Source organism: Kitasatospora sp. SUK 42, from assembly GCF_015776785.2.
GTDB lineage: Bacteria > Actinomycetota > Actinomycetes > Streptomycetales > Streptomycetaceae > Kitasatospora.
This window is the reverse complement of record NZ_LFMD02000005.1, coordinates 545465-565113: the sequence shown is the minus strand read 5'-3', so window position 1 is coordinate 565113 and position 19649 is coordinate 545465. Positions and strand designations below refer to the sequence as shown.

The window sequence follows — 19649 nt, the reverse complement described above, 5'->3', positions numbered from 1 at the left end:
CTGCCACACACGAAAGGCCCACCACGTGAGCATTCGCACCAGCATCCGTGTCCTGGCCGGCGCCACGCTCGCCACCGGCGTCCTGGCCACGGCCACCCCGGCGTTCGCGGCCCTCCCCGCCCCCACGGCCGACGCCTACGTCGTCTCCACGGAGGCCCTCGCCGGGCTGGTCGCCGTCGCCCCGTCGCCCGAGTCGACCTACCCGGCCGGCGGCACGCAGACCCTCGTCGGCCTCAACGTGGGGCCGGTCGCCACCACTTCCGTGCTCACCGCGACCACCGCCGGGGACCCGGCCGCCGGCACCTCGTCGGCCTCGGCGACGGTCGACAAGCTCGGGCTCAACCTCGGCGTCGCCTCGGTCTCCCTGAACGGCGTCAACTCGACCTGCACCGCCACCCCCACCGGGGCCACCGGCAGCGGCCTGATCGCGGGCGGGACGATCACCGTCGGCGTCCTGCCGACCAACCTCCAGGCCAACGCCCCCGCCAACACCAAGGTCGACATCCCCCTCGTCGGCTCGATCGTCCTCAACGAGCAGACCACCGACGCCAACGGCGTGCTGACCGTCAACGCCGTCCACATCACCCTGCTGCCGTCCCTGAACGGCGCCAACCTCGTCATAGGCCACGCCCAGTGCGGCGGGGCCCAGCCCGCCGCCTCCGTCCCCATGATCAACCCGACCGTCGCCGGCGCCTCCGGCGGAGCGGTGATCGCCGCCGCCCTCGCCACCGTCTACGTCCGCCGCCGCAACACCAGGACCACCGCGCCGACCGCCTGACGTACCGCCAGGGAGAAGGACGCCCGCCCGGTCGCCCCGAGCGACCGGGCGGGCGCCTACTCCGCTTGCCCGCGTCCCCGGATGTCACCGCTGTGCACCGCCGCCACGACGCCGACCACGGGAGTGGAGAGGAGGGTGAGCAGCATCGGCCCGTATCCGCCGTCGGTCGCCACCGCCATGACGACGGTCTCGCCGAGACAGGCCGTCCCGGCGACGATCCCGGCGAGTGGTCCTCGCAGCCAGGCGCGCCCGGCCAACCACTCGGGTGACAGCGCCAGCACCACACCGGTGACCGCGCCGACCAGGACGCCGACACCCAGGCTTCCACCGACCACGACGGCAAGGAGCGGCAAACCCCCCGTCAGGGCATGCGGTTCCCTGAGGAGCCGCGCCGCGGCGGCGCCGAACCACAACGAACCGGCCACTCCGGCGGGCACCGCTCCGATGCGGACCCCCAGCCGAACACCTCGTCGAACCACGGCACCGACCACGGCACGCCCCCCTCACTCGACCGCGGCCACTCTAGGGAAAATATTGAACGCGTTCAAATAGCCTGCGAGGACGCCCTGCTCCGAGTCGGCCCCGGCAGACCGTCCCGGGCCCCGCTCGAACGGCCCCGGCCCGCCGCCGACCAGCGACCACCCGCCACCCGCCACCCGCCACCGGGACGTACGGCCCCGGAAAGGGGACTGCCGGCCCCTGCGCGGGGCTGCCGCTCCTGCCGCAGGCTGGCAGCACCTGCCGAACGCTGCAGGCGCGCCGCACGGGCGCGGGCGGGACGACGAATGGACGGATCATGATCGACTGTGGGCGCGAGACGAAGGCCTACCTGGTCGGCGGCGGAATAGCGGCACTGGCCGCCGCGGCCTTCCTGATCCGCGACGGCGACTTCCCCGGCGAGAACATCCACGTCCTGGAGCGGCTCCCCCTGCCCGGCGGCTCACTCGACGGGCAGGGCTCGCCGGAGCAGGCGTACGTCACCCGGGGCGGGCGGATGCTGGAGGACGAGGCGTACACCTGCCTGTGGGACCTGCTGGAGACGATTCCCACCCTCGACGACGAACAGGTCTCCGTACGGCAGGAGATCACCGACTTCAACCGGGACTGGCCCACCCACGCCAAGGCCCGGCTGATCGACCGGGACCACCGCGTCCTCGACGCCTCCCGCCTCGGGCTCGACGCGCGCGACCGGCTGGAGCTGGCCCGGCTGCTCGTCCTTCCGGAGTCGGTGATCGGCTCCCGGAGGATCGACGAGTTCTTCTCCGAGCACTTCTTCGCCACGAACTTCTGGACGATGTGGCGCACCACCTTCGCCTTCCAGAACTGGCACAGCGCCATCGAACTCAAGCGCTACTTCCTGCGCTTCCTCCAGGAGTTCCCGCGCATCCACACCCTGGCCGGCGTGCGCCGCACCCGCCTCAACCAGTACGACTCCATCGTGCGGCCGCTCACCGAGTGGCTGCTGGAGCGCGGCGTGCACTTCGAGCACGGCGTCACCGTCACCGATGTCGACTTCACCGAGCAGGACGGCGTGCGCCGCGCGAAGCGTCTCCACCTCCTCCGGGACGGCGGCGCGGAGACCGTCGAACTCGCCGATCCCGACCTGGCGTTCATCACGCTCGGTTCGATGACCGCCGACGCGGCCTTCGGCGGCGACGACACCGTGCCGGAGTTGATCCGGGACAAGCGCGACGGCAGCTGGACCCTCTGGGAGACCCTCTCCCGCAAGGCGTCCGACTTCGGCCGGCCCGGCGTGTTCAACGGCAACGTGGCCGAAGCCGCCTGGGAGTCCTTCACCCTCACCATGCGCAGCCCCGCACTGCTCAAGCGCATCGAGGAGTTCAGCGGCAACGCGCCCGGCACCGGCGCCCTGATGACCTTCAAGGACTCGCCCTGGCTGATGTCGATCGTGGTCCCCCGCCCGCCGCACTTCGCCGGCCAGCCCGAGGACGTCTTCACCCTCTGGGGCTACGGCCTGTTCCTGGACACCCCGGGCGAACACACCGGCACCACCATGGCCGGGTCCACCGGACGGCAGATCCTCACCGAACTCCTCGGCCAGCTCGGCTTCGACGACATCGCGGACGAGGTGCGCGCGACCACCACCGTCACCACGGTGATGATGCCGTACATCACCAGCCAGTTCGCCCGCCGCTCCGTACACGACCGCCCCCTGGTCATCCCGCACGGAGCCCGCAACTTCGCCCTCCTCGGCCAGTACGTCGAGATCCCCGAGGACGTCGTGTTCACCGTCGAGTACTCGGTGCGCGGCGCGATGCACGCCGTGTACCGCCTGCTCGGACTCGGCTTCCCCGTCCCGCCGGTCCACCACGCCCTGACCGACGCCGACACCGTCCTCCAGGCCCTCAGGACCGCCTTCGCCTGACCGGACGCCCCGGGCGAGGCGTGTGCCCGCGCCTCGCCCGGCCCCCGTACACACCCCCCGTCCGTCCGCGCCCGATCGGGGCGCCGGGCCGGGACGGAAAAGCCCGAGAGTTGGAGGAGACACGATGAACACCCATGTGCTGACCGGCGTCGACGGTTCCGAGGAGAGCACGGCGGCAGCCCGGTGGGCCGCCGACGAAGCCGTCCGCCAGGGGCTCGGCCTCCGGGTGGTCCACGCCCAGACCTGGCTCGACGGCCTGCACGCGGATCGGGGCCGGTCGGAGGAGTTCCGTACGCTGACCGCGCGCATGGTCGCCGATGCCGCCCGGGACGTCCGGGCGGCCCACCCGGACCTGGACGTGCGCACCGACCTCCTCGACGGGGACGATCCGGTCGCGGCGCTCATGGCGGCCGCCGAGGACGCCGACATGCTGGTGGTCGGATCACTGGGCGTCGGCGGCTTCGAGGGGCTGCTGGTCGGCTCGGTCGGCCTGGCCGCCGCGGCCAGGTGCGAGGTGCCGCTCGTCCTGGTCCGCGCAGGGGAGCAGGAGCGCGTCACCGGCCCCGACACCCCGGAGGTCGTCGTCGGCGTCGACACCGGCGCACCCGCCGACCAGGTGCTGGACTTCGCCTTCCGACAGGCCGCCTCGCGCCGGGCCGTGCTGCGGGCCGTCCACGGCTGGACGCCGCCGCCCGTCATGGCCTACCCGGGATGGGTGGGACCGGGCATCGAGACGGAGCCGTTCCGGGCCGTCGAGGCCGGGCTGCTCACCCAGGCCCTCGCCCCGTGGCGGGAGAAGTACCCCGCGGTCACGGTCGTCGAGGACTGCCGGGTCGCCGGCGGCGCCGGCGCGGTGGTGGACGCCTCCGGCGCCGCGGACCTCGTGGTCGTCGGCCGTCGTCGGCGGTCCCACCGCCTCGGCATGCGGCTCGGGCCCGTCGCCCACGCGGCGATCCACCACTCCACCGCCCCGGTGGCGGTCGTACCGCACGACTGAGTCCTCGGGGACGGGGTCCGGGGGCGCCCGCCACGCGCCCCGCGGATCACCGCCGCCACTCCCCGGCCGGCAGCCCGAGCACCACCCCGTCCACCGGTTTCCACGTCACCCGGCTCCCGGCCACCGGCTCTCGGGATGCGGAGGCTCCACCGGCGGGACAACGCTGGAAGGGACAGCTCCCGTCCGGAGGCCGAAACCCGTACCCCGAAGGAGGCGGCAGTCATGAGCACCGCGCGGGACATCATGCACGCCGGGGCCACCTGTGTTCAGGAGAGCGAAACGCTGGAGACCGCGGCCCGGCGGATGCGCGAACTGGACGTCGGCGCGCTGCCGATCTGCGGCGCCGACGACCGGCTGCACGGGATCGTCACCGACCGCGACATCGTGGTCAAGTGCCTCGCCGAGGGCCGCGACCCCAGGACCACGACCGCCGGCGAACTCGCCCAGGGCAAGCCGGTCACCATCGACGCGAGCGCCGACCAGGCCGAGGTCCTGCAACTCATGGAGAAGCACCGGATCCGCCGCCTGCCGGTCACCGAAGCCCACCGGCTGGTCGGCATGATCAGCGAGGCCGACATCGCACAGCACCTGGACCGGCACGAGGTCGGCGAGTTCGTCGAGATCGTCTCCTCCCCGCGCCCGGTCCTTCAGTGACCGGCGCGGTACGGCGTCACCGGCGCTGCGGGCGCCATTCGAAGAGCAGGATGGTCGCGTCGTCCCGCAGCTGGTCGCACTGGCGGTCGAGGACGGCGTGGATGAGCAGCCGCAGCACCTCGGCCGGGCGCTGGCCGGCGGCGGAGGAGCGGATGATGAAGTCGGTGAACTGGTCGAGGCCGAACTCCACACCGTCCGCGTCGCGCGCCTCCACGACGCCGTCGGTGTAGAGCAGGACGCGGTCGCCCGGCTCCAGCACCGTCTCGTGGACCTGCCGGGTTTCCGTGGCGAGGTGGTCGGCCAGGCCGATCGGGGGCTGCGGGGGGCTGTCCAGCGCTCCTTCGAGCACCCGCTCGGCACGGATCAGCAGTGGCGGCGGGTGGCCACAGTTGACCCAGCGCAGCACCCCGGTGACGGCGTCGAGCCGGCACAGCACGCCGGTGCAGAAGTGGTCGGGCAGCCACTGGGTGAGGGCCTGGTCGACGGAGCCGACCACGTCGGACAGGTTGCCGCCGCCGCGGCGGGCGTTCCGCGCCGCCGCCATGGCGACCGACGTGGTCAGGCCGGCGGCCAGATCGTGCCCCATGGAGTCGAGGATCATGGTGTTCAGCACGTCCTTGATCACCGAGTGGTCGAAGGCGTCACCGGCGACGTCGTACGCCGGCTCCAGGACCGCGGTCGAGACGCACCGGGCGCTGCCGACGGTGTGGGGCGGCAGGAAGGCCCGGAGCATCTCGGCGGGCAGCCGCATGGCCGCGGTGCGGGTGAGGCCGGCGAGCCAGTCGCTGTAGGCGCGCTTGGAGGTGATCAGCATGGCGAAGAGGTGGGACAGCATCCGGCTGCGGCGCATCCGCACTCCGTCGAGCGAGGCGGTCCGGACCGCCAGCACGCCCAGCCGCTCGGCACCGTCGACCAGGGGCATCCAGACGATCACCCCGCCCTCGACGTCGTCCACCCTCGGGAAGACCGTGCGGTAGGCCCAGCCGGCCGGCGAGCGGTCCACCGCCAGCGGCACCGCGGTCTCGTCCAGCGGGATGAGGAGCTGTTGCTGCAGGTCGACGAGGTAGATCAGCGCCGATTCCAGACCCAGGGCCGAGGCACACCGGTTGGCCAGAGCGGGCAGTTCGACCGGCAGGGCCGTCTGCGCCTCGACGATCAGCTCCTCCAACAGGCCCTCGTCGAAACCGGCGTCGGCCCCGGTGTACCCCTGCGGCGGGTCCAACACCGAGATCACCCCTTCCCTCCCCCAGTCTCACACCGACCCCGCCCCCTCTCACCTCAGCCGCGATCCCGGCGGGGAACCCGGCCCCGCCTCCGCCCGGCCGGGTTCCCCGTGGACACGTCGCCGCGGGCCTTCGCCTCGGCACCGCCGAACCGGCGCCCGCCCGGTCAGTCCTCGCCGGCCCGCTTCGCGGCCGGGCGGGGGCGCAGCAGGGCCGAGGCCATGAGTGCGGTGGCGGCCAGGCCGATCGCCGCGATCACCGACACCGCGGTGAAGCCCCGGTCGTAGGCGTGCCGTGCCGACTCCAGCACCGCGTTGGCGGTCCCGGAGGGCAGGTGCGCCATGACGTCCTCCGCCGCGGCGAACGACTCCCCGGCCCTGGCCTGCTGTTCTCCGGAGAGGCCCGGCACCTCGGGCAGGCCCGTGCGGTACACGGCGGCCAGGACGGTGCCGAGGACGGCGACGCCGAGCCCGGCGCCGAGTTCGAAGGAGGTCTCCTGGATGGCGGCAGCCTCTCCGGACCGCTCGGGTTGCGCGGCGGCCATGATGGAGTCGGCGCCCAGGGTCATGACGATGCCGGCGCCGTACCCGGCGGCGAGCAGCGGGAGGAGGAGTTCGCCGTAGTGCGCGGCGTCACCGACGACCGCGATGGCGGCGTACGCGAGGGCGAAGAGGGAGAGCGCCCCGGTGAGCGCCCAGCGGTTGCCCCACCGGTTCGCCGCCCAGGGGGCCGTGATCGCGCCGAGGGCGTTGGCCCCGGCCAGCGGCATCAGCGCGAGCCCGGCGAGCACCGGCGAGTACGCGCCCACCTGCTGCAGCCACTGGGTGAGGAAGAACAGAAGCGCGACATAGCTGCCGAAGCAGCCGATGACACACAGGGTGGCCGTGGTGAAGCGGCGTTCGCGGAAGAGGGCGAAGTCCAACAACGGCTCGCGGATGCGCCGTTGGCGTCGTACGAAGGTGTAGAGCAGGGCGCTGCCGGCGAGGGCCGTGAGGACGATGACGGCGTTCACCCCCGCGTGCTCGCCGGCCTGCTTGAGCGCGTAGACCACGGCGGCCAGGCCGGTGACGGACAGCGCGACACTGGCCACGTCCCAGCGACGGGGCACGGGGTTGCGCGACTCGGGGATGACCCGGGCGCCGACGGCCAGGATGACGACGATGACGGGGACGTTGATGAGGAACACCGCTCCCCAGCCCCACCGCTCGACGACCAGACCGCCCGCCAGCGGACCGATCGTGGCCCCGACACTGTGCGCGGAGGTCCAGATGCCGATCGCCATGGCGCGTTCGCGGTCGTCGGTGAAGACGACCCGGATGATCGCCACCGTGGACGCCATGATCATCGCCGCGCCGACGCCCAGTGCGGCCCGGGCAGCGATGAGTTGTGCGGTCGAGGTCGAGAAGGCGGCCGCCGCGGAGGCGAGGCCGAAGGTGAGGAAGCCGCTGAGCACCATGCGGCGCCGGCCGATGCGGTCGCCGAGGGTGCCGCAGGTCACCAGGAGGGCGGCCAGCGTCAGTGAGTAGACGTCGACGATCCACAGCAGTTGGGCCGGGCTCGGTTCGAGGTCCCGGCTCAGGCTCGGCACCGCGACGTGCAGGACGGTGAGGTCGATGCCGCACAGGAAGAGACTCCCCGACACCACGGCCAGCACCAGCCACCGCTGCCGCGCGCGAAGGGCCGGCCCGCCCGGCTGCCCGGAGGCCGTCGAATGCTCTGCGCGCTCTTTCCCGGCGGCCGGTCCGGCCGCGGCGGGCACCTTGCTCTCTGTCATAGTCTCAGCTTCCGGAAGTACCAACGCGGGCCGCAAGTACGGTCATTCGTGTCCCCTAGTGCCACGCTGTATACCAATGGAGGTCAGGTGTGCGTTCCAACGTCGAGGAAAGCTCGGATCACTGTGCGGTCGAGTTCGCCATGGAGCTCCTCGGCGGCCGCTGGAAACTGGCCATCCTCAAGCAGCTGGTCTCGGGTACCCACCGGTTCGGCGAACTGAGGCGCGCCCTGCCGGGTGTCACCCAGCGCATGCTGACCCGCCAGCTCAGGGAGCTGGAGGCGGACGGGCTGGTGGAGCGGACGGTGTACCGGGAGGTGCCGCCGCGGGTCGAGTACGCGCTCACCGACGTCGGCCACACGCTGGACTCCGTCACGGAGCAGCTGGACACGTGGGGCCGCTGGTACCGCGACACGGTGCACCGCGCGGCGCCGTCCGGTCCCGGCGAGTCCGCCTGACCGTGGCACGGTGGGCGGCTGCCGGGGCCGAACGGCGCTCACAGGGTGCGGTGGACCTCGTCGTAGGCCAGGCGCGGGGCGCGTGGTCGCGGGCCCGTCGCCGCGGGTCTGCCGATGTTCACCACCAGCAGCGCCGACTGCTCGGCGTCCGGGAAGAACTCCCGGTCGACTCCGGACTGGTCGAATCCGCTCACCGGCCCCGCCGCGAGTCCGGCGGCGCGGATTCCGACGAGGAAGTACGCGGCCTGCAGCGAGCCGTTCATCAGCGCGGACCGTTCCCGCAGCCCGGGGTCCTCCGCGTAGAGTGCGGCGGCTCCCGGAAAGGCGGGGAACAGCTCCGGCAGCCGGAGGTGGAACGCGTTGTCCACCGCCAGCAGCGCGGTCAGCGGTGCCGCCAGGGTCTTCTCCCGGTTACTCCGCGAGAGATGGCGGGCCAGCCGGCCGCGGCTCGCCGCGGAGCGGAGGAGGTGGATCCTGAGCGGCTGCTGGTTGAAGGCGGTCGGGCCGTTGCGGACGAGGTCGTGGACGGCCCGCAGTGCGTCCTCGGGGACCGCCTCGCCGGTGAAGCGGTCCTCGGTGTACGCCTGCCGGAACAGCAGGTCCTGCGCGGCGGGGTCCAGGAGCAACCGATGCGTGGTGGAGGTCGACACGGTCTGCCGCCGGGCTCAGAATTCCGTGAGGTTCTGCCGCAGGGTGTGGCCGGGTGTGTACGCGGCCCGGGTCAGCCCGCGGCGCTGGAGTGCGGGCACGAGTCCGTCGGTGACATCGGCGACCCAGTGGCGGTTCAACCGCAGGACCGGGGTCGTCAGCATGAAGCCGTCGCCTCCGACCTCCTCCATCACCTCCCCCATCCGCTGCGCCACCTGGTCGGGCGTGCCGACGAGTTCCACCGAGGAGACCAGCCCGCCGGCGGCGTCCATCACCAGTTCCCGCAGCGTCTTGCCGCTGCCCCACTGCTGGAGCTGGTCCAGCGAACCCTGCTCGCCGTTGGTCTGGAGCCGGTACGGCAGGGGCTCGTCGAGGTCGAACCGGGCGAAGTCGATCTCCGTGAGGGCGGAGGTCTCGGCGAGGATGTCGTGGATGAACTGCGGCGACGAGATCATCCGCTCGTGCTTGTCCCGTGCCTCCTGCTCCGTCTCGCCGAGCGTGGGCGTCACACAGAACAGGACCTTGACGTCGTCGGGGTCGCGGCCGGCCGCCTCGGCGTGTTTGCGCACGTCGTCCCGGAACTCCTTCATCCCCTCCACCCCGTTGGCGATGGCGATGACGGAGTCGGCGTTGCGCGCGGCGAAGACCCGGCCCCGGGGCGAGGCCCCGGCCTGGACGAACGCGGGCCGGTGCTGCGGGGAGGGCACGGTGTTCAACGGGCCCCGCACGCTGAAGTGCTCGCCCTTGAAGTGGATCGGGCGGACCTTGGTGTGGTCGGCGTAGATCCCCTTCTCCCGGTCGAGCACGACGGCGTCCGCGTCCCAGGAGGCGAAGAGCTGCCGGACGACGTCGACGTACTCGTCGGCCATGGCGTAGCGGACGTCCCGTGACGGCAGCTCGTCCAGGCCGAAGTTCTGCGCGGCCAGGTTCTCGGCGCTGGTGACGATGTTCCAGCCGAAGCGCCCGCCGAGCATGCTGTCCATCGTCGAGGCGAGGCGCGCGGTCATGAACGGCGGGTAGGCCAGGGTCGACAGCGTGGCGACGATGCCCAGGTGGGACGTGGCGAGACCCATCGCGACGGCCAGCGGGACCGGGTCGTGCTTGGGGACGACCATGCCCTGCCGCAGCGCCCGCTCGGTGGAACCGCCGTAGCTCTCCGGGACCATCAGCTTGTCCTCGATGATCACGTAGTCGAAGCAGGCCCGTTCGAGCGCCTGGGCCACCTCCGTGTGGAACTTTCCGTCCCAGGGTGAGCCTCCGGTACCGAAGGGGCCCTGCCAGTCGTCCGGAGTGAAGTTGAAGATGCAGGCGAGGTGGAACTTCCGGGTCACGGCTGCTTCCCTTCGGGGTGTGCGGCGGTTCGGCGCTGCGGGTCCGGGCGGCGGCGGTCGGGGTGGGCCTGGGCGAGGAGCAGCCCGGCGCCGTCGCGCACCATGGCCGTCGCCTCGTCCACGACGTGGCGCAGCAGCTTCTCCCCGAGGCCGGCGTCGGCGCCGGAGGTCGAGGACAGGATTCCGCGGTTGGTGGTCTGTCCGACGTCGACGGGGTGCAGGTAGACACCCGCCCGGGGCGGGTTGTCGTGGTCGGGGCGCTCGTCGGTGACGAGGTCGGGGCGCAGGTGGAGCATGAGGCTCGTCTCGGTGACGCCCGCGTGCTCGGCGTGCCAGCCGGGGAACCTGGGGATCTCCGAGCCGGTCCAGGTGTCCCGGACCAGGCTCCACCAGCTGAACGCGAAGACCTCCGTGCCGTCCAGCAGCCCCTGCTCCCGCACCTGGTCCAGCGCCTCGAAGAGGAACGGTTCGTTCTCGTAGTGCCCGTTGACCACGATCAGGCGGGCCATGGGCAGTGCCGCGAGCGCCGTGAGCGTCTCGCGCAGGAAGCGGACGAGGGTGTCGCCGGCCACGTAGACCGTGCCGGGGAAGTGGAGCCCGCCGCCGCTCTGCGGCAGGGAGCGGGCGCCGACGGCCTGCGCGGGCAGGGTGAACGCGTCGAGTTCCTTCGCGATCTCGCCGGCGAACGCCTCCGCGAGGATCAGGTCGACGGACAGCGGCAGGTGCGGGCCGTGCTGTTCGATCGCCCCGATGGGCCACACGACGGTGCGTCCGCGCACGGCGTCGGCGACCTGGGCGCTGGTCAGGTCGGTGAGCAGCGGGGCGCCGGAGTGCCGGGTGGTCATATCGCCGCCTCCTGGGGTGTTTCCGCCGGGAGCGGGGCGCCGGCGGAGGAGCCGGTGAGGTCCCGGGTCTCCGCCACGATGCGTTCGAGCGTCTCGTACATGTCGGTGTGCAGCGCCGTGTAGACCTGGGCCACGTTCGCTCCGACGCTGAGGTAGTCGGCCACGTCGCGGCCGCTGCTCACTCCTCCGCAGCCCATGATGGGCAACTCGACGCCCCTTCTGCGCAGTTGCCAGACGGCGGCGAGGACGAGCGGTTTGAGGCCGGGGCCCGAGTAGCCGAAGACGCCGTTCAGTTCGAGCCGCCCGGTCGCGGGGTCCACGGCCGCGCCGCCGATGGTGTCGCTGAGGGTGATGGCGTCGGCTCCGCCCGCGATGGCGGCGCGCACCCGGTCCTGGAGGCCCTCGCCGACCGCCAGCTTGACGGAGAGCGGCAGCGTCGTCCTGCCGCGGGTCTCGGAGGTGTAGGCGTAGACCCGGTCGGGGTTGTCGTCCTCCAGCCCCTCCTCCTCGTTGAGGCAGGAGATGCCCAGTTCCAGGGCCTGGCAGCCGGTCGTCTCGACGTCCTTGGCCAGGGCGGCGAGTTCGGCCGGGCTGTCGGCGTGGAGGGAGGCGATGACGGGCAGCCGGTCGTCGGCGAACGAACGCAGCACGTCCAGCCAGTGGTTGACCGACCGCTTGGAGTAGGTGGTGCTGTTCAGCATCCCGACGGGCAGACGGATGATCCGCTCGTCGAGGCCCTGCGGCGGGTTGGGGTGGATGGTCTTGGTGACGACGGCTCCAGCGCCCCGCTCGACGAGTCGGCGGATGTTGCGCTCCTGGTCGGTCAGCAGTCCGGATCCGACTATCACGGGGTTGGCCAGAGGCAGGCCTAGGATCGACGCGTCGGGCACTCGATGGCTCCGTCCGGAGGGTGAGGGGTGTGAGGGCGGACGCCGGTCAGGCGACGAGGCTCGCGCTGATGGCCTCGCGCTGCCGCTCGGTGGCGGCGAGCACGGCGTCGATGAGCAGCGCCGGCTTCTCGGTGAACTCGTCGAAGTCGATGGCCTGGACGAACCCGACGCGGTGCAGGCCCTTCAGGAGGTGGCTCGCGGAGTCGACGAAGGGCTGCTTGGTGATCAGGACGATGGGACGCCCCAGGGCCGTGGCCCAGCCGAGTTCGACGTGGGTGCCGTCCGTGCGCCGCAGGGTCCCGTCCTCCAGCACCGGCAGGACGGGCACGAAGACGTCGCACTTCTTCATCCAGCGGAGGTCGCGCACGGAGACCTGCTCCGGGGTGAACGACGCCGTCTCGGCCCCGAACTTCTCCACGAGGTGGGCCGAGAAGACGTTCGCTCCGTTGTCCCGGACGGTGCCGATCGCCGTGGTGATCGCGTCCTGCAGGTGGCCGACGAATCCGTTCTCCAGAATGGCGTGCTGGATCGGTCCGCCCACGAAGACGTCGAGCCCAGCGAGCAGGCCGGACTTCTGCGCGGACGTCGCTCCGGTGCGAGAGCCTGGCTTCGTTTCCATGACGAATTCACTCCTGGTTCGTTTCGGGGTGGGTGTGCCCGGAATCGGGCACGGCGGTGTGCGGTGCGGCGGGCCACGCGGGCAGGCGCCGGCATACCGGCATCGCGGGAAGGAGGAAAGCGAGGGGTGTGCGGCGCGAAGTGGCGCCTCTCCGCGCCCCGGTCAGGAGGCGTCGGCGATCCGCGCGTACCGGCCGCGGTAGTACAGCAGGGGCTGCGGCGACTCGGCCGGCGCCTCGACCCGGCGCACGTCGCCGATCACCACGAGGTGGTCGCCTCCGTCGTGCTCGGTGTGCACGCGACAGTCGATCCACGCTGTGGCACCGTCCAGGCGCGGCGCCCCGTCCGGTGACGCGCTCCATGCCACGCCCTGGAACTTGTCACCGCCGGAGCGGGCGAACCGCTCGCACAGCGAACGCTGGCTCTGCGCCAGCACGTTGACGCTGAAGGACGTACCACTCCTGATGACGGGCCAGCTCGTCGAGGTGCGGCTGACACACAGGATGACGCGCGGCGGGTCGAGGGAGAGCGACGAGAACGCCTGGCAGGTGAATCCGGCGGGCCCGGTGGGTCCCATGGCGGTGACGACGGTGACGCCGGAACAGAAACGTCCCAGAACCGAGCGGAACGCGCTGGAGGCCACGGGGTCCTGAACTGCTGCGGTGGTGCTCTCGCCTAACAAAGCCCTGTCCTTTCGGCCCGTACGGGCAGTTCGGGTACGACAAGCTCCCCAGGCGCCACTTCGGCGATGGATCTGCGAGTCTGCCTCAGCTGATCGACCCCGACAACACCCATCGATTTTCTGACAAAGATCCTGCCATCATTGCGGAGTGATGAACGATTCAGACGCCTGTGACGGCCTTGACCAGCGCATCGTGGCGGCGATCCAGATCAACCCCCGGGCCGGAGTGGCAGAGGTGGGGCGCATCCTCGGTGAGCACGAGCGCATGGTGGCGCGGCGCGTCCAGCGCCTCCTGAGCGCGGGGACCATCCGCTGCACGGCCGACTACGACCCCCTGTACAGCGGGCTCGGACGCTCCGTGCACCTTCGGCTGCGGACCGCAATGGGATGTCCGGAAAATATCCCTCAAGGATTGGCAAAGCTCCCCGGTGTGCTTAACGTCGCCGCTGTGAGCGGAGGGGCGGGCCTCCTCTGGTGCCACCTGCTCGCGGAGGGACGGCCGCGCCTGCCCTCCCAGCCGCTGAAGGAAATGCCCGGCCTCCACGACGCCACGGTGCTCAGCGCACACGTCACACTGCGCCCGTTTCGAACCGAGGCCGAGTGGCACGCCCCTGTCCTGACCGAGGAGGAGGAGAAGCGCTTGCGGGCAAGCCTGGTCCAGCCCCTGCCCGGACCCGCCCGCCGACACGACCTCACGCCCACCGACCGGCGCGTCGCCGACGTCCTGACGAGGAACGCCCGCATCAGCCTCACCGACCTCGGCAAGGAGCTCGGCTTCTCCACCGCCACGGCGGGACGGCGGGTGGCCTCCCTCCTGGAGCGCCGGGTGCTGCGTCTGCGGACCGTCGCCGATCCGGCCGTCCTGGGCCGCCCCGTGGAGGCACGGGTACGGCTGAAGGTTCACCCGGCGGGCATCGAAGCCGTCGGTGCCGCCCTGTCCCGATGTCCCGAGGTGTCCTTCTGCGCCGCGGTGACGGGGTGTCACAACATCCTGGCCAACGTGTGCGTCGAGGACGAGACCAGCCTGTACGGCTTCATCGTCGGCACGCTCGGAGCGCTACCGCACATCCTCGACTGCGACACGGAGATCCTCACCCACGTCTCCGAAACCCACGCCTCCGAACACGGCTCCGCCGCGACCGATGCGCCCTGACGAGCCCCGCCCACCCTCCAGCCAGCCGCGACCACGGGAGCCCCCTCTTGGCCATGCCGCCGAAATCCACGACGCCCAAGCACATCTTCGTCACCGGGGGTGTCGTCTCCTCGCTCGGCAAGGGCCTCACCGCCTCCAGCCTGGGCATGCTGCTCAAGGCCCGTGGCCTGCGCGTCGTGATGCAGAAGCTGGATCCGTACCTGAACGTCGACCCGGGCACGATGAACCCCTTCCAGCACGGCGAGGTGTTCGTCACCAACGACGGGGCCGAGACCGACCTCGACATCGGACACTACGAGCGCTTCCTCGACCGCGACGTGGACGGCACCGCCAACGTCACCACGGGCCAGGTCTACTCGACCGTGATCGCCAAGGAGCGGCGCGGAGAGTACCTGGGCGACACCGTGCAGGTCATCCCGCACATCACCAACGAGATCAAGCACCGCATCCGGCGGATGGCGACGGACAAGGTCGACGTCGTCATCACCGAGGTCGGAGGCACCGTCGGCGACATCGAGTCGCTGCCGTTCCTGGAGGCCGTCCGCCAGGTCCGCCACGAGGTCGGCCGGGACAACGTCCTCGTCGTGCACATCTCCCTGCTGCCCTACATCGGCCCCTCGGGCGAGCTCAAGACCAAGCCCACCCAGCACTCCGTGGCCGCCCTGCGCAACATCGGCATCCAGCCGGACGCCATCGTGCTGCGCTGCGACCGCGAGGTCCCCGCCGCCATCAAGCGCAAGATCTCGCTGATGTGCGACGTCGACGAGGCCGCCGTGGTCGCCTGCCCCGACGCCCGCTCGATCTACGACATCCCGAAGGTCGTGCACGCCGAGGGCCTGGACGCCCATGTCGTCCGCAGGCTGGACCTGCCGCTGCGCGACGTGGACTGGACGGTCTGGGACGACCTGCTGGAGCGCGTCCACAACCCCGATCACGAGATCGCCCTCGCGCTGGTCGGCAAGTACACCGACCTGCCCGACGCCTACCTGTCGGTCACCGAGGCGCTGCGCGCCGGCGGCTTCGCCAACAGGGCCCGCGTGAGGATCAAGTGGGTCACCTCCGACGACTGCAGGACCCCGGCCGGCGCCAGGGCCCAGCTCGGTGACGTCGACGGCATCTGCATCCCCGGCGGCTTCGGCGACCGCGGTGTGCTCGGCAAGGTCGGCGCGATCAGGTTCGCCCGCGAGAACAGGATCCCGCTGCTCGGCCTCTGCCTCGGCCTGCAGTGCGTCGTGATCGAGGCCGCGCGCAGCCTGGCCGACCTCCCGGACGCCAACTCCACCGAGTTCGACCCGGAGACCGCCCACCCGGTCGTCTCCACCCTGGCCGAGCAGATGGACATCGTCGACGGCAAGGGCGACCTCGGCGGCACCATGCGTCTCGGCATGTATCCGGCCAGGCTCGCCGAGGGCTCCATCGTGCGCGAGGTGTACGACGGCGAGGAGTACGTCGAGGAGCGCCACCGCCACCGCTACGAGGTCAACAACGCCTACCGCGCGGAGTTGGAGAAGAAGGCCGGGATCCTGTTCTCCGGCACATCGCCCGACGGCACGCTCGTGGAGTACCTGGAGTACCCCCGCGACGCGCACCCCTACCTGGTCGCCACCCAGGCCCACCCGGAGCTGCGCTCGCGCCCCACCCGCCCGCACCCGCTCTTCACCGGACTGGTGAAGGCGGCCGTCGAACGCCTCGCCGGCCGCCACCCGGGCCCGCACGGTTCCCGTCGGCCCACCCCGTGAGGTCCGCGCCGAGCGCGGTGCGTGGAACCCGGACGACCACGTCGTAGGCGTCCGGGCCGAGGCGGGCCGGGGCGGCGGCGCGACCACCCGGGTCGCGCCGCCGCCCGTCGGGTGCTACTGCTCGGCCAGCGCCCGCGCCCGGACCGCGCGGCGCAGCGTGTCCAGCTGGTCCGCCAGTCCGCGGCGGGTCGCCGCGGTGAGGTCCGGGTCGGCCAGGCAGGCCTCGGCCGCGCGGACCGTCCGTTCGGTGGCGGCGTGGGCGGGGAAGGCCTTCGTGGCGAGCACCCGGGCCAGTGCGGGGCCGCGGTGGCCGGCGGCCGGCCCCAGCTCCGTGAAGTAGCGCGCGGTCAGCCCGTCCAGCAGCTCGGCCTGCTCGGGCTGCCACAGGCCGCTGGCGGTGGCGGCGGCCAGGTAGTTGGAGAGCTCGCCGTGGAACAGCGACTGCCAGGCGGCCTCCTTGGCGTCCGGGTCGGGCAGTGCGGCGCGGCAGCGGGCGGCGCCCTCCTCGCTGGTGTCGCTCGGGTCGGCGGCGAGTTCGGCGGCGATCTCCGGCTCACCCGCCACGCCGAGCACGCACAGCCGCAGCAGCAGCTGCCAGCGCAGGTCCGGGTCGAGCACCGGCCCGCCGGGCAGCGTGCCGGCCGCCAGCCAGTCGCGCAGCTCGGCGGCCTGCGACTCGCCGGCGGCGGTGCCGATCACACCGCGCGCGGCCACCAGGCGCAGGCCGGTGCGGTCCGGCTCGCCCTCGGTGCGCCGCAGGAGGGTGCGGCAGACCTGGGCCAGTACGGCCAGTGCCGCGGGCCGCCCGGCCGGCGGCACCGCGCAGTCGACCACGAACTCGCGGGCGAAGGAGAGCACCGCGTCCACCAGGTGCACCGAGGTCTCGCCGGGCAGGTGGGCGGCGACCAGCTCCAGGTACTCGCCGGGCGTCAGCTCCCCGTCGCGCACCTGGTCCCGGGCGGCGCTCCAGAGCACCGCCCGGGCCAGCTCCTCGGGCACGGCGCCGAGCGAGGAGCGCACGGTCCGCCAGGAGGCGGGGTCGAGGCGGATCTTGACGAAGCTGAGGTCGGTGTCGTTGAGCAGGGTCAGCTCGGCGGCGGCCGCGTGCGCCACGTCGGCGTCGGCCGCCAGGTCGAGCGGCATCCGGTCGGCCAGCTCCAGGGCGCCCTCGGCGGTGCGCCGGTAGTGGCCCACGGTCAGCTGGTGCGGGCGCGTCCCGCCGTCGGCCGAGGTGTGCTCGATCCGGCCGTCGGTGAGCCGCAGGGTGTCCACGCCGGTGGTGCGCAGCCAGCGGTCGGCCCAGCCGTGGACGTCGCGGCCGCTCGCCGCCGCCAGCGCCCGGAGCAGGTCGTCGAGGGTGGCGTTGCCGAAGGCGTGCTCGTCGAAGTAGTCGTTGACTCCGGCCAGGAAGGCCTCCTCGCCGAGCCAGGCGACCAGCTGGCGCAGCGCGGCGGCGCCCTTGGCGTAGGAGATGCCGTCGAAGTTCTGGAGCGCCTGGGCGGTGTCGTCCACCGTGCCGGGTGCCACCGGGTGGGTGGAGGGGCGCTGGTCGGCGTCGTAGCCCCAGGCCTTGCGGTTGGCGGCGAAGCCGGTCCAGGCGCTGGTGAAGCGGGTGGAGGCGGCGGTGACGCTGTAGGCCATGTACTCGGCGAAGGACTCGTTCAGCCACAGGTCGTCCCACCACTTCATGGTGACCAGGTCGCCGAACCACATGTGCGCCATCTCGTGCACCACCGTCAGGGCGCGGTGCTCGCGCTGGATGTCGGCCACGGCGGAGCGGAAGACGTACTCGTCGCGCAGCGTGACGCAGCCCGGGTTCTCCATCGCACCGGCGTTGAACTCCGGTACGAAGCACTGGTCGTAGCTGTCGAAGGGGTAGCGCTGCCGGAAGACCCGGTGGTAGTGGTCGAAGCCCTGCCGGGTGATCTCCAGCAGCTCGGGGGCGTCGGCGTCCAGGTGGGCGGCGAGCGAGCGGCGGCAGTGCAGGCCGAGCGGGATCCCGTCGTGCTCGGCGCGCACCGAGTGCAGCGGGCCGGCCACCACGGAGACCAGGTAGCTGCTGATCGCCGGGGTGGGCGCGAACTCCCAGCGCCCGGGCGAGACCTGGCGCCCCAGGCCGTTGCCGACCACGGTCCACTGCTGCGGGGCGGTGACGGACACCGTGTACCGCGCCTTGAGGTCGGGCTGGTCGAAGGACGCGAACACCCGCGGGCCGTCGTCGAGGAAGGACTGGGTGTAGACGTAGTCCTCACCGTCGGCGGGGTCGGTGAAGCGGTGCATGCCCTCGCCGGTGTGCGAGTAGGCCATGTCGGCCTCGACGGTGAGTTCGTTGTCGGCCGCCAGGCCGGTCAGCGGGAAGCGCCCGGCCCGCAGCGCGGCGACGTCCAGTTCGCGGCCGTTCAGCACCACCCGGCGCAGCCCGGCCGGTTTGACGTCCACGTAGGTCCCGGCACCCGGGGTCGTGCAGCCGAAGCGGATCACCGTGGTGGAGCCGAACACCTCCCGGCCGCGGGTCAGGTCGAGGTCGACGTGGACGGTGCGGACGTCGAGCAGACGGTGGCGCTCGACGGCCTCGGCGCGGGTGAGTACTGAGGTATCCGACATGTGGACCATGCTGCGCCATCCGTCGGGCGAACGGCACCCGCTTTTCCGCGGCGGCCCTCCGGCCGCGGGCGCGCCCCGGCACCCGCCGGGCGTCGCTGTCAGTGGGCGGCACTAGGTTGATCAGCACGAACGCCGCTCCGATGCGGCGTGAATCCCCCTGTCATCCTGAGGAGCTGGTGTGCTGTTGCCTGCCTGGGAGGAATCGAGCACGGCCCGGGTGGTCCCACCCGCCCTGCCGCGCAAGCTCGCCAAGGTGCCGTTCGTGCAGCTGGCCGACGGACGTCTGCAGGGCGTCGTCTCCAGTGGCTCGGACATCGGCCGGGTGTACGTGTCGGCGATCGCGGCCGGCGGCTTCGAGTTCGCGTGCAGCACCAACAACAACCGCCCCTGCGGCGGTGCGCACGGCGGCTACTGCAAGCACCTCACCGCCCTGATCGCCGAGGGCGTGGTGCAGTTCGGCGGCGCGCGGGTCGCCCGCTACCTGCGGGTGGACACCGAGGCCGCGGAGCCCGACGCCGGGGACATCGGCCGCGTCATGACCGCGGCCCGCCCGGCGAAGGCCGAGTCCTCGCCGGCGGCCGCGGTGTTCGCCCGGTTCCTGAACCACCTGGAGTACCTGGAGTTCGAGGCGACGACCGAGCCGCTGCCGGACATGCAGTGGTTCCCGACGGCCGGGGCGGTGGCGTGATGCGCACCGACCTCCTCTCCGCACCGGTCGACGGCCTCGACGAGGCCCTGGCCGTCGTCGACGCCTTCGACCAGGCGCTGTCCGCCGGCCTGCTGCGGCCGCAGCCCGCCCAGGCCACCGCGCTGGGGCGGCTGGCACCTCGACGCGCTCGCCTCCTCCCCGCTCGCCTCGCGCGTCGCCGAGG

At 72.2% G+C, this 19649-nt stretch carries 18 protein-coding genes and 1 pseudogene; 9 read left to right on the top strand and 10 right to left on the bottom strand.

What is annotated here, in order from left to right:
- Positions 1–25: 25 nt before the first annotated feature.
- Entirely contained in the window at positions 26–778 is a 753-nt protein-coding gene (locus tag RZ50_RS21105) for a choice-of-anchor P family protein (protein WP_196952716.1), read from the top strand.
- A 56-nt stretch (positions 779–834) separates the two neighbouring features.
- Here RZ50_RS21105 and RZ50_RS21100 read toward each other — a convergent pair whose 3' ends face one another.
- A complete protein-coding gene (locus RZ50_RS21100; protein ID WP_217680687.1) occupies positions 835–1113 on the bottom strand; it encodes a hypothetical protein in 279 nt (92 codons plus the stop codon).
- A 461-nt stretch (positions 1114–1574) separates the two neighbouring features.
- Between RZ50_RS21100 and RZ50_RS21095 the strand changes: the two genes are divergently transcribed.
- The 3 genes from RZ50_RS21095 (at position 1575) to RZ50_RS21085 (ending at position 4815) form a co-directional block, all read left to right on the top strand.
- Positions 1575–3164 carry an oleate hydratase gene (locus RZ50_RS21095; protein WP_196952718.1) on the top strand — a complete coding sequence of 530 codons (1590 nt, stop codon included), beginning with the start codon at positions 1575–1577 and terminating at the stop codon, positions 3162–3164.
- Positions 3165–3288: 124 nt separating this feature from the next.
- The gene (locus tag RZ50_RS21090) at positions 3289–4161 is read left to right on the top strand and encodes a universal stress protein (RefSeq protein ID WP_196952719.1); all 873 of its coding nucleotides are present in this window, start codon (positions 3289–3291) and stop codon (positions 4159–4161) included.
- A gap of 222 nt (positions 4162–4383) precedes the next feature.
- Positions 4384–4815: a CBS domain-containing protein gene (locus RZ50_RS21085; protein ID WP_196952720.1), complete on the top strand. Its 432-nt coding sequence runs from the start codon at positions 4384–4386 to the stop codon at positions 4813–4815.
- A gap of 16 nt (positions 4816–4831) precedes the next feature.
- Here RZ50_RS21085 and RZ50_RS21080 read toward each other — a convergent pair whose 3' ends face one another.
- Both RZ50_RS21080 and RZ50_RS21075 read right to left on the bottom strand, forming a co-directional pair.
- Positions 4832–6049 (bottom strand): PP2C family protein-serine/threonine phosphatase, encoded by a 1218-nt coding sequence (locus RZ50_RS21080; protein WP_374199964.1) that lies wholly within the window; start codon positions 6047–6049, stop codon positions 4832–4834.
- A 155-nt stretch (positions 6050–6204) separates the two neighbouring features.
- The gene (locus tag RZ50_RS21075) at positions 6205–7812 is read right to left on the bottom strand and encodes an MFS transporter (protein WP_196952721.1); all 1608 of its coding nucleotides are present in this window, start codon (positions 7810–7812) and stop codon (positions 6205–6207) included.
- A gap of 89 nt (positions 7813–7901) precedes the next feature.
- Between RZ50_RS21075 and RZ50_RS21070 the strand changes: the two genes are divergently transcribed.
- Positions 7902–8267: a helix-turn-helix domain-containing protein gene (locus RZ50_RS21070; RefSeq protein WP_308271980.1), complete on the top strand. Its 366-nt coding sequence runs from the start codon at positions 7902–7904 to the stop codon at positions 8265–8267.
- Positions 8268–8305: 38 nt separating this feature from the next.
- Here RZ50_RS21070 and RZ50_RS21065 read toward each other — a convergent pair whose 3' ends face one another.
- From RZ50_RS21065 to RZ50_RS21040, 6 genes are all read right to left on the bottom strand, one after another.
- On the bottom strand, positions 8306–8893 hold the full coding sequence (locus RZ50_RS21065) for a malonic semialdehyde reductase (RefSeq protein ID WP_196952722.1): 588 nt from the start codon (positions 8891–8893) through the stop codon (positions 8306–8308).
- Between the two features lie 39 nt (positions 8894–8932).
- Positions 8933–10246 (bottom strand): NtaA/DmoA family FMN-dependent monooxygenase, encoded by a 1314-nt coding sequence (locus tag RZ50_RS21060; protein ID WP_196952723.1) that lies wholly within the window; start codon positions 10244–10246, stop codon positions 8933–8935.
- Positions 10243–11091, bottom strand: coding sequence for a creatininase family protein (locus tag RZ50_RS21055; protein ID WP_196952724.1), 849 nt, complete (start codon positions 11089–11091; stop codon positions 10243–10245). The genes RZ50_RS21060 and RZ50_RS21055 overlap by 4 nt, the downstream gene beginning before the upstream one ends.
- The gene (locus RZ50_RS21050; RefSeq protein ID WP_196952725.1) at positions 11088–11981 is read right to left on the bottom strand and encodes a dihydroorotate dehydrogenase; all 894 of its coding nucleotides are present in this window, start codon (positions 11979–11981) and stop codon (positions 11088–11090) included. Before RZ50_RS21050 ends, RZ50_RS21055 begins: the two co-directional genes overlap by 4 nt.
- A 46-nt stretch (positions 11982–12027) precedes the next feature.
- Positions 12028–12600, bottom strand: a complete 573-nt coding sequence (locus RZ50_RS21045; protein ID WP_196952726.1) for a nucleoside 2-deoxyribosyltransferase — start codon at positions 12598–12600, stop codon at positions 12028–12030.
- A 162-nt stretch (positions 12601–12762) separates the two neighbouring features.
- Positions 12763–13242 (bottom strand): flavin reductase family protein, encoded by a 480-nt coding sequence (locus RZ50_RS21040; protein ID WP_308271976.1) that lies wholly within the window; start codon positions 13240–13242, stop codon positions 12763–12765.
- A 190-nt stretch (positions 13243–13432) separates the two neighbouring features.
- Between RZ50_RS21040 and RZ50_RS21035 the strand changes: the two genes are divergently transcribed.
- On the top strand, positions 13433–14434 hold the full coding sequence (locus tag RZ50_RS21035; protein ID WP_217680686.1) for an Lrp/AsnC family transcriptional regulator: 1002 nt from the start codon (positions 13433–13435) through the stop codon (positions 14432–14434).
- Between the two features lie 53 nt (positions 14435–14487).
- A complete protein-coding gene (locus RZ50_RS21030) occupies positions 14488–16173 on the top strand; it encodes a CTP synthase (protein WP_196952729.1) in 1686 nt (561 codons plus the stop codon).
- A 114-nt stretch (positions 16174–16287) separates the two neighbouring features.
- Here RZ50_RS21030 and pepN read toward each other — a convergent pair whose 3' ends face one another.
- Entirely contained in the window at positions 16288–18777 is a 2490-nt protein-coding gene (gene pepN / locus RZ50_RS21025) for an aminopeptidase N (RefSeq protein ID WP_196952730.1), read from the bottom strand.
- A gap of 184 nt (positions 18778–18961) precedes the next feature.
- On the opposite strand from pepN, the gene RZ50_RS21020 reads away from it, so the two are divergent.
- The gene (locus RZ50_RS21020) at positions 18962–19465 is read left to right on the top strand and encodes a hypothetical protein (RefSeq protein ID WP_196952734.1); all 504 of its coding nucleotides are present in this window, start codon (positions 18962–18964) and stop codon (positions 19463–19465) included.
- Positions 19465–19649 (top strand): annotated as a pseudogene (locus tag RZ50_RS21015) (hypothetical protein); the annotation flags it as partial. The gene RZ50_RS21020 and the pseudogene RZ50_RS21015, both read left to right, overlap by 1 nt.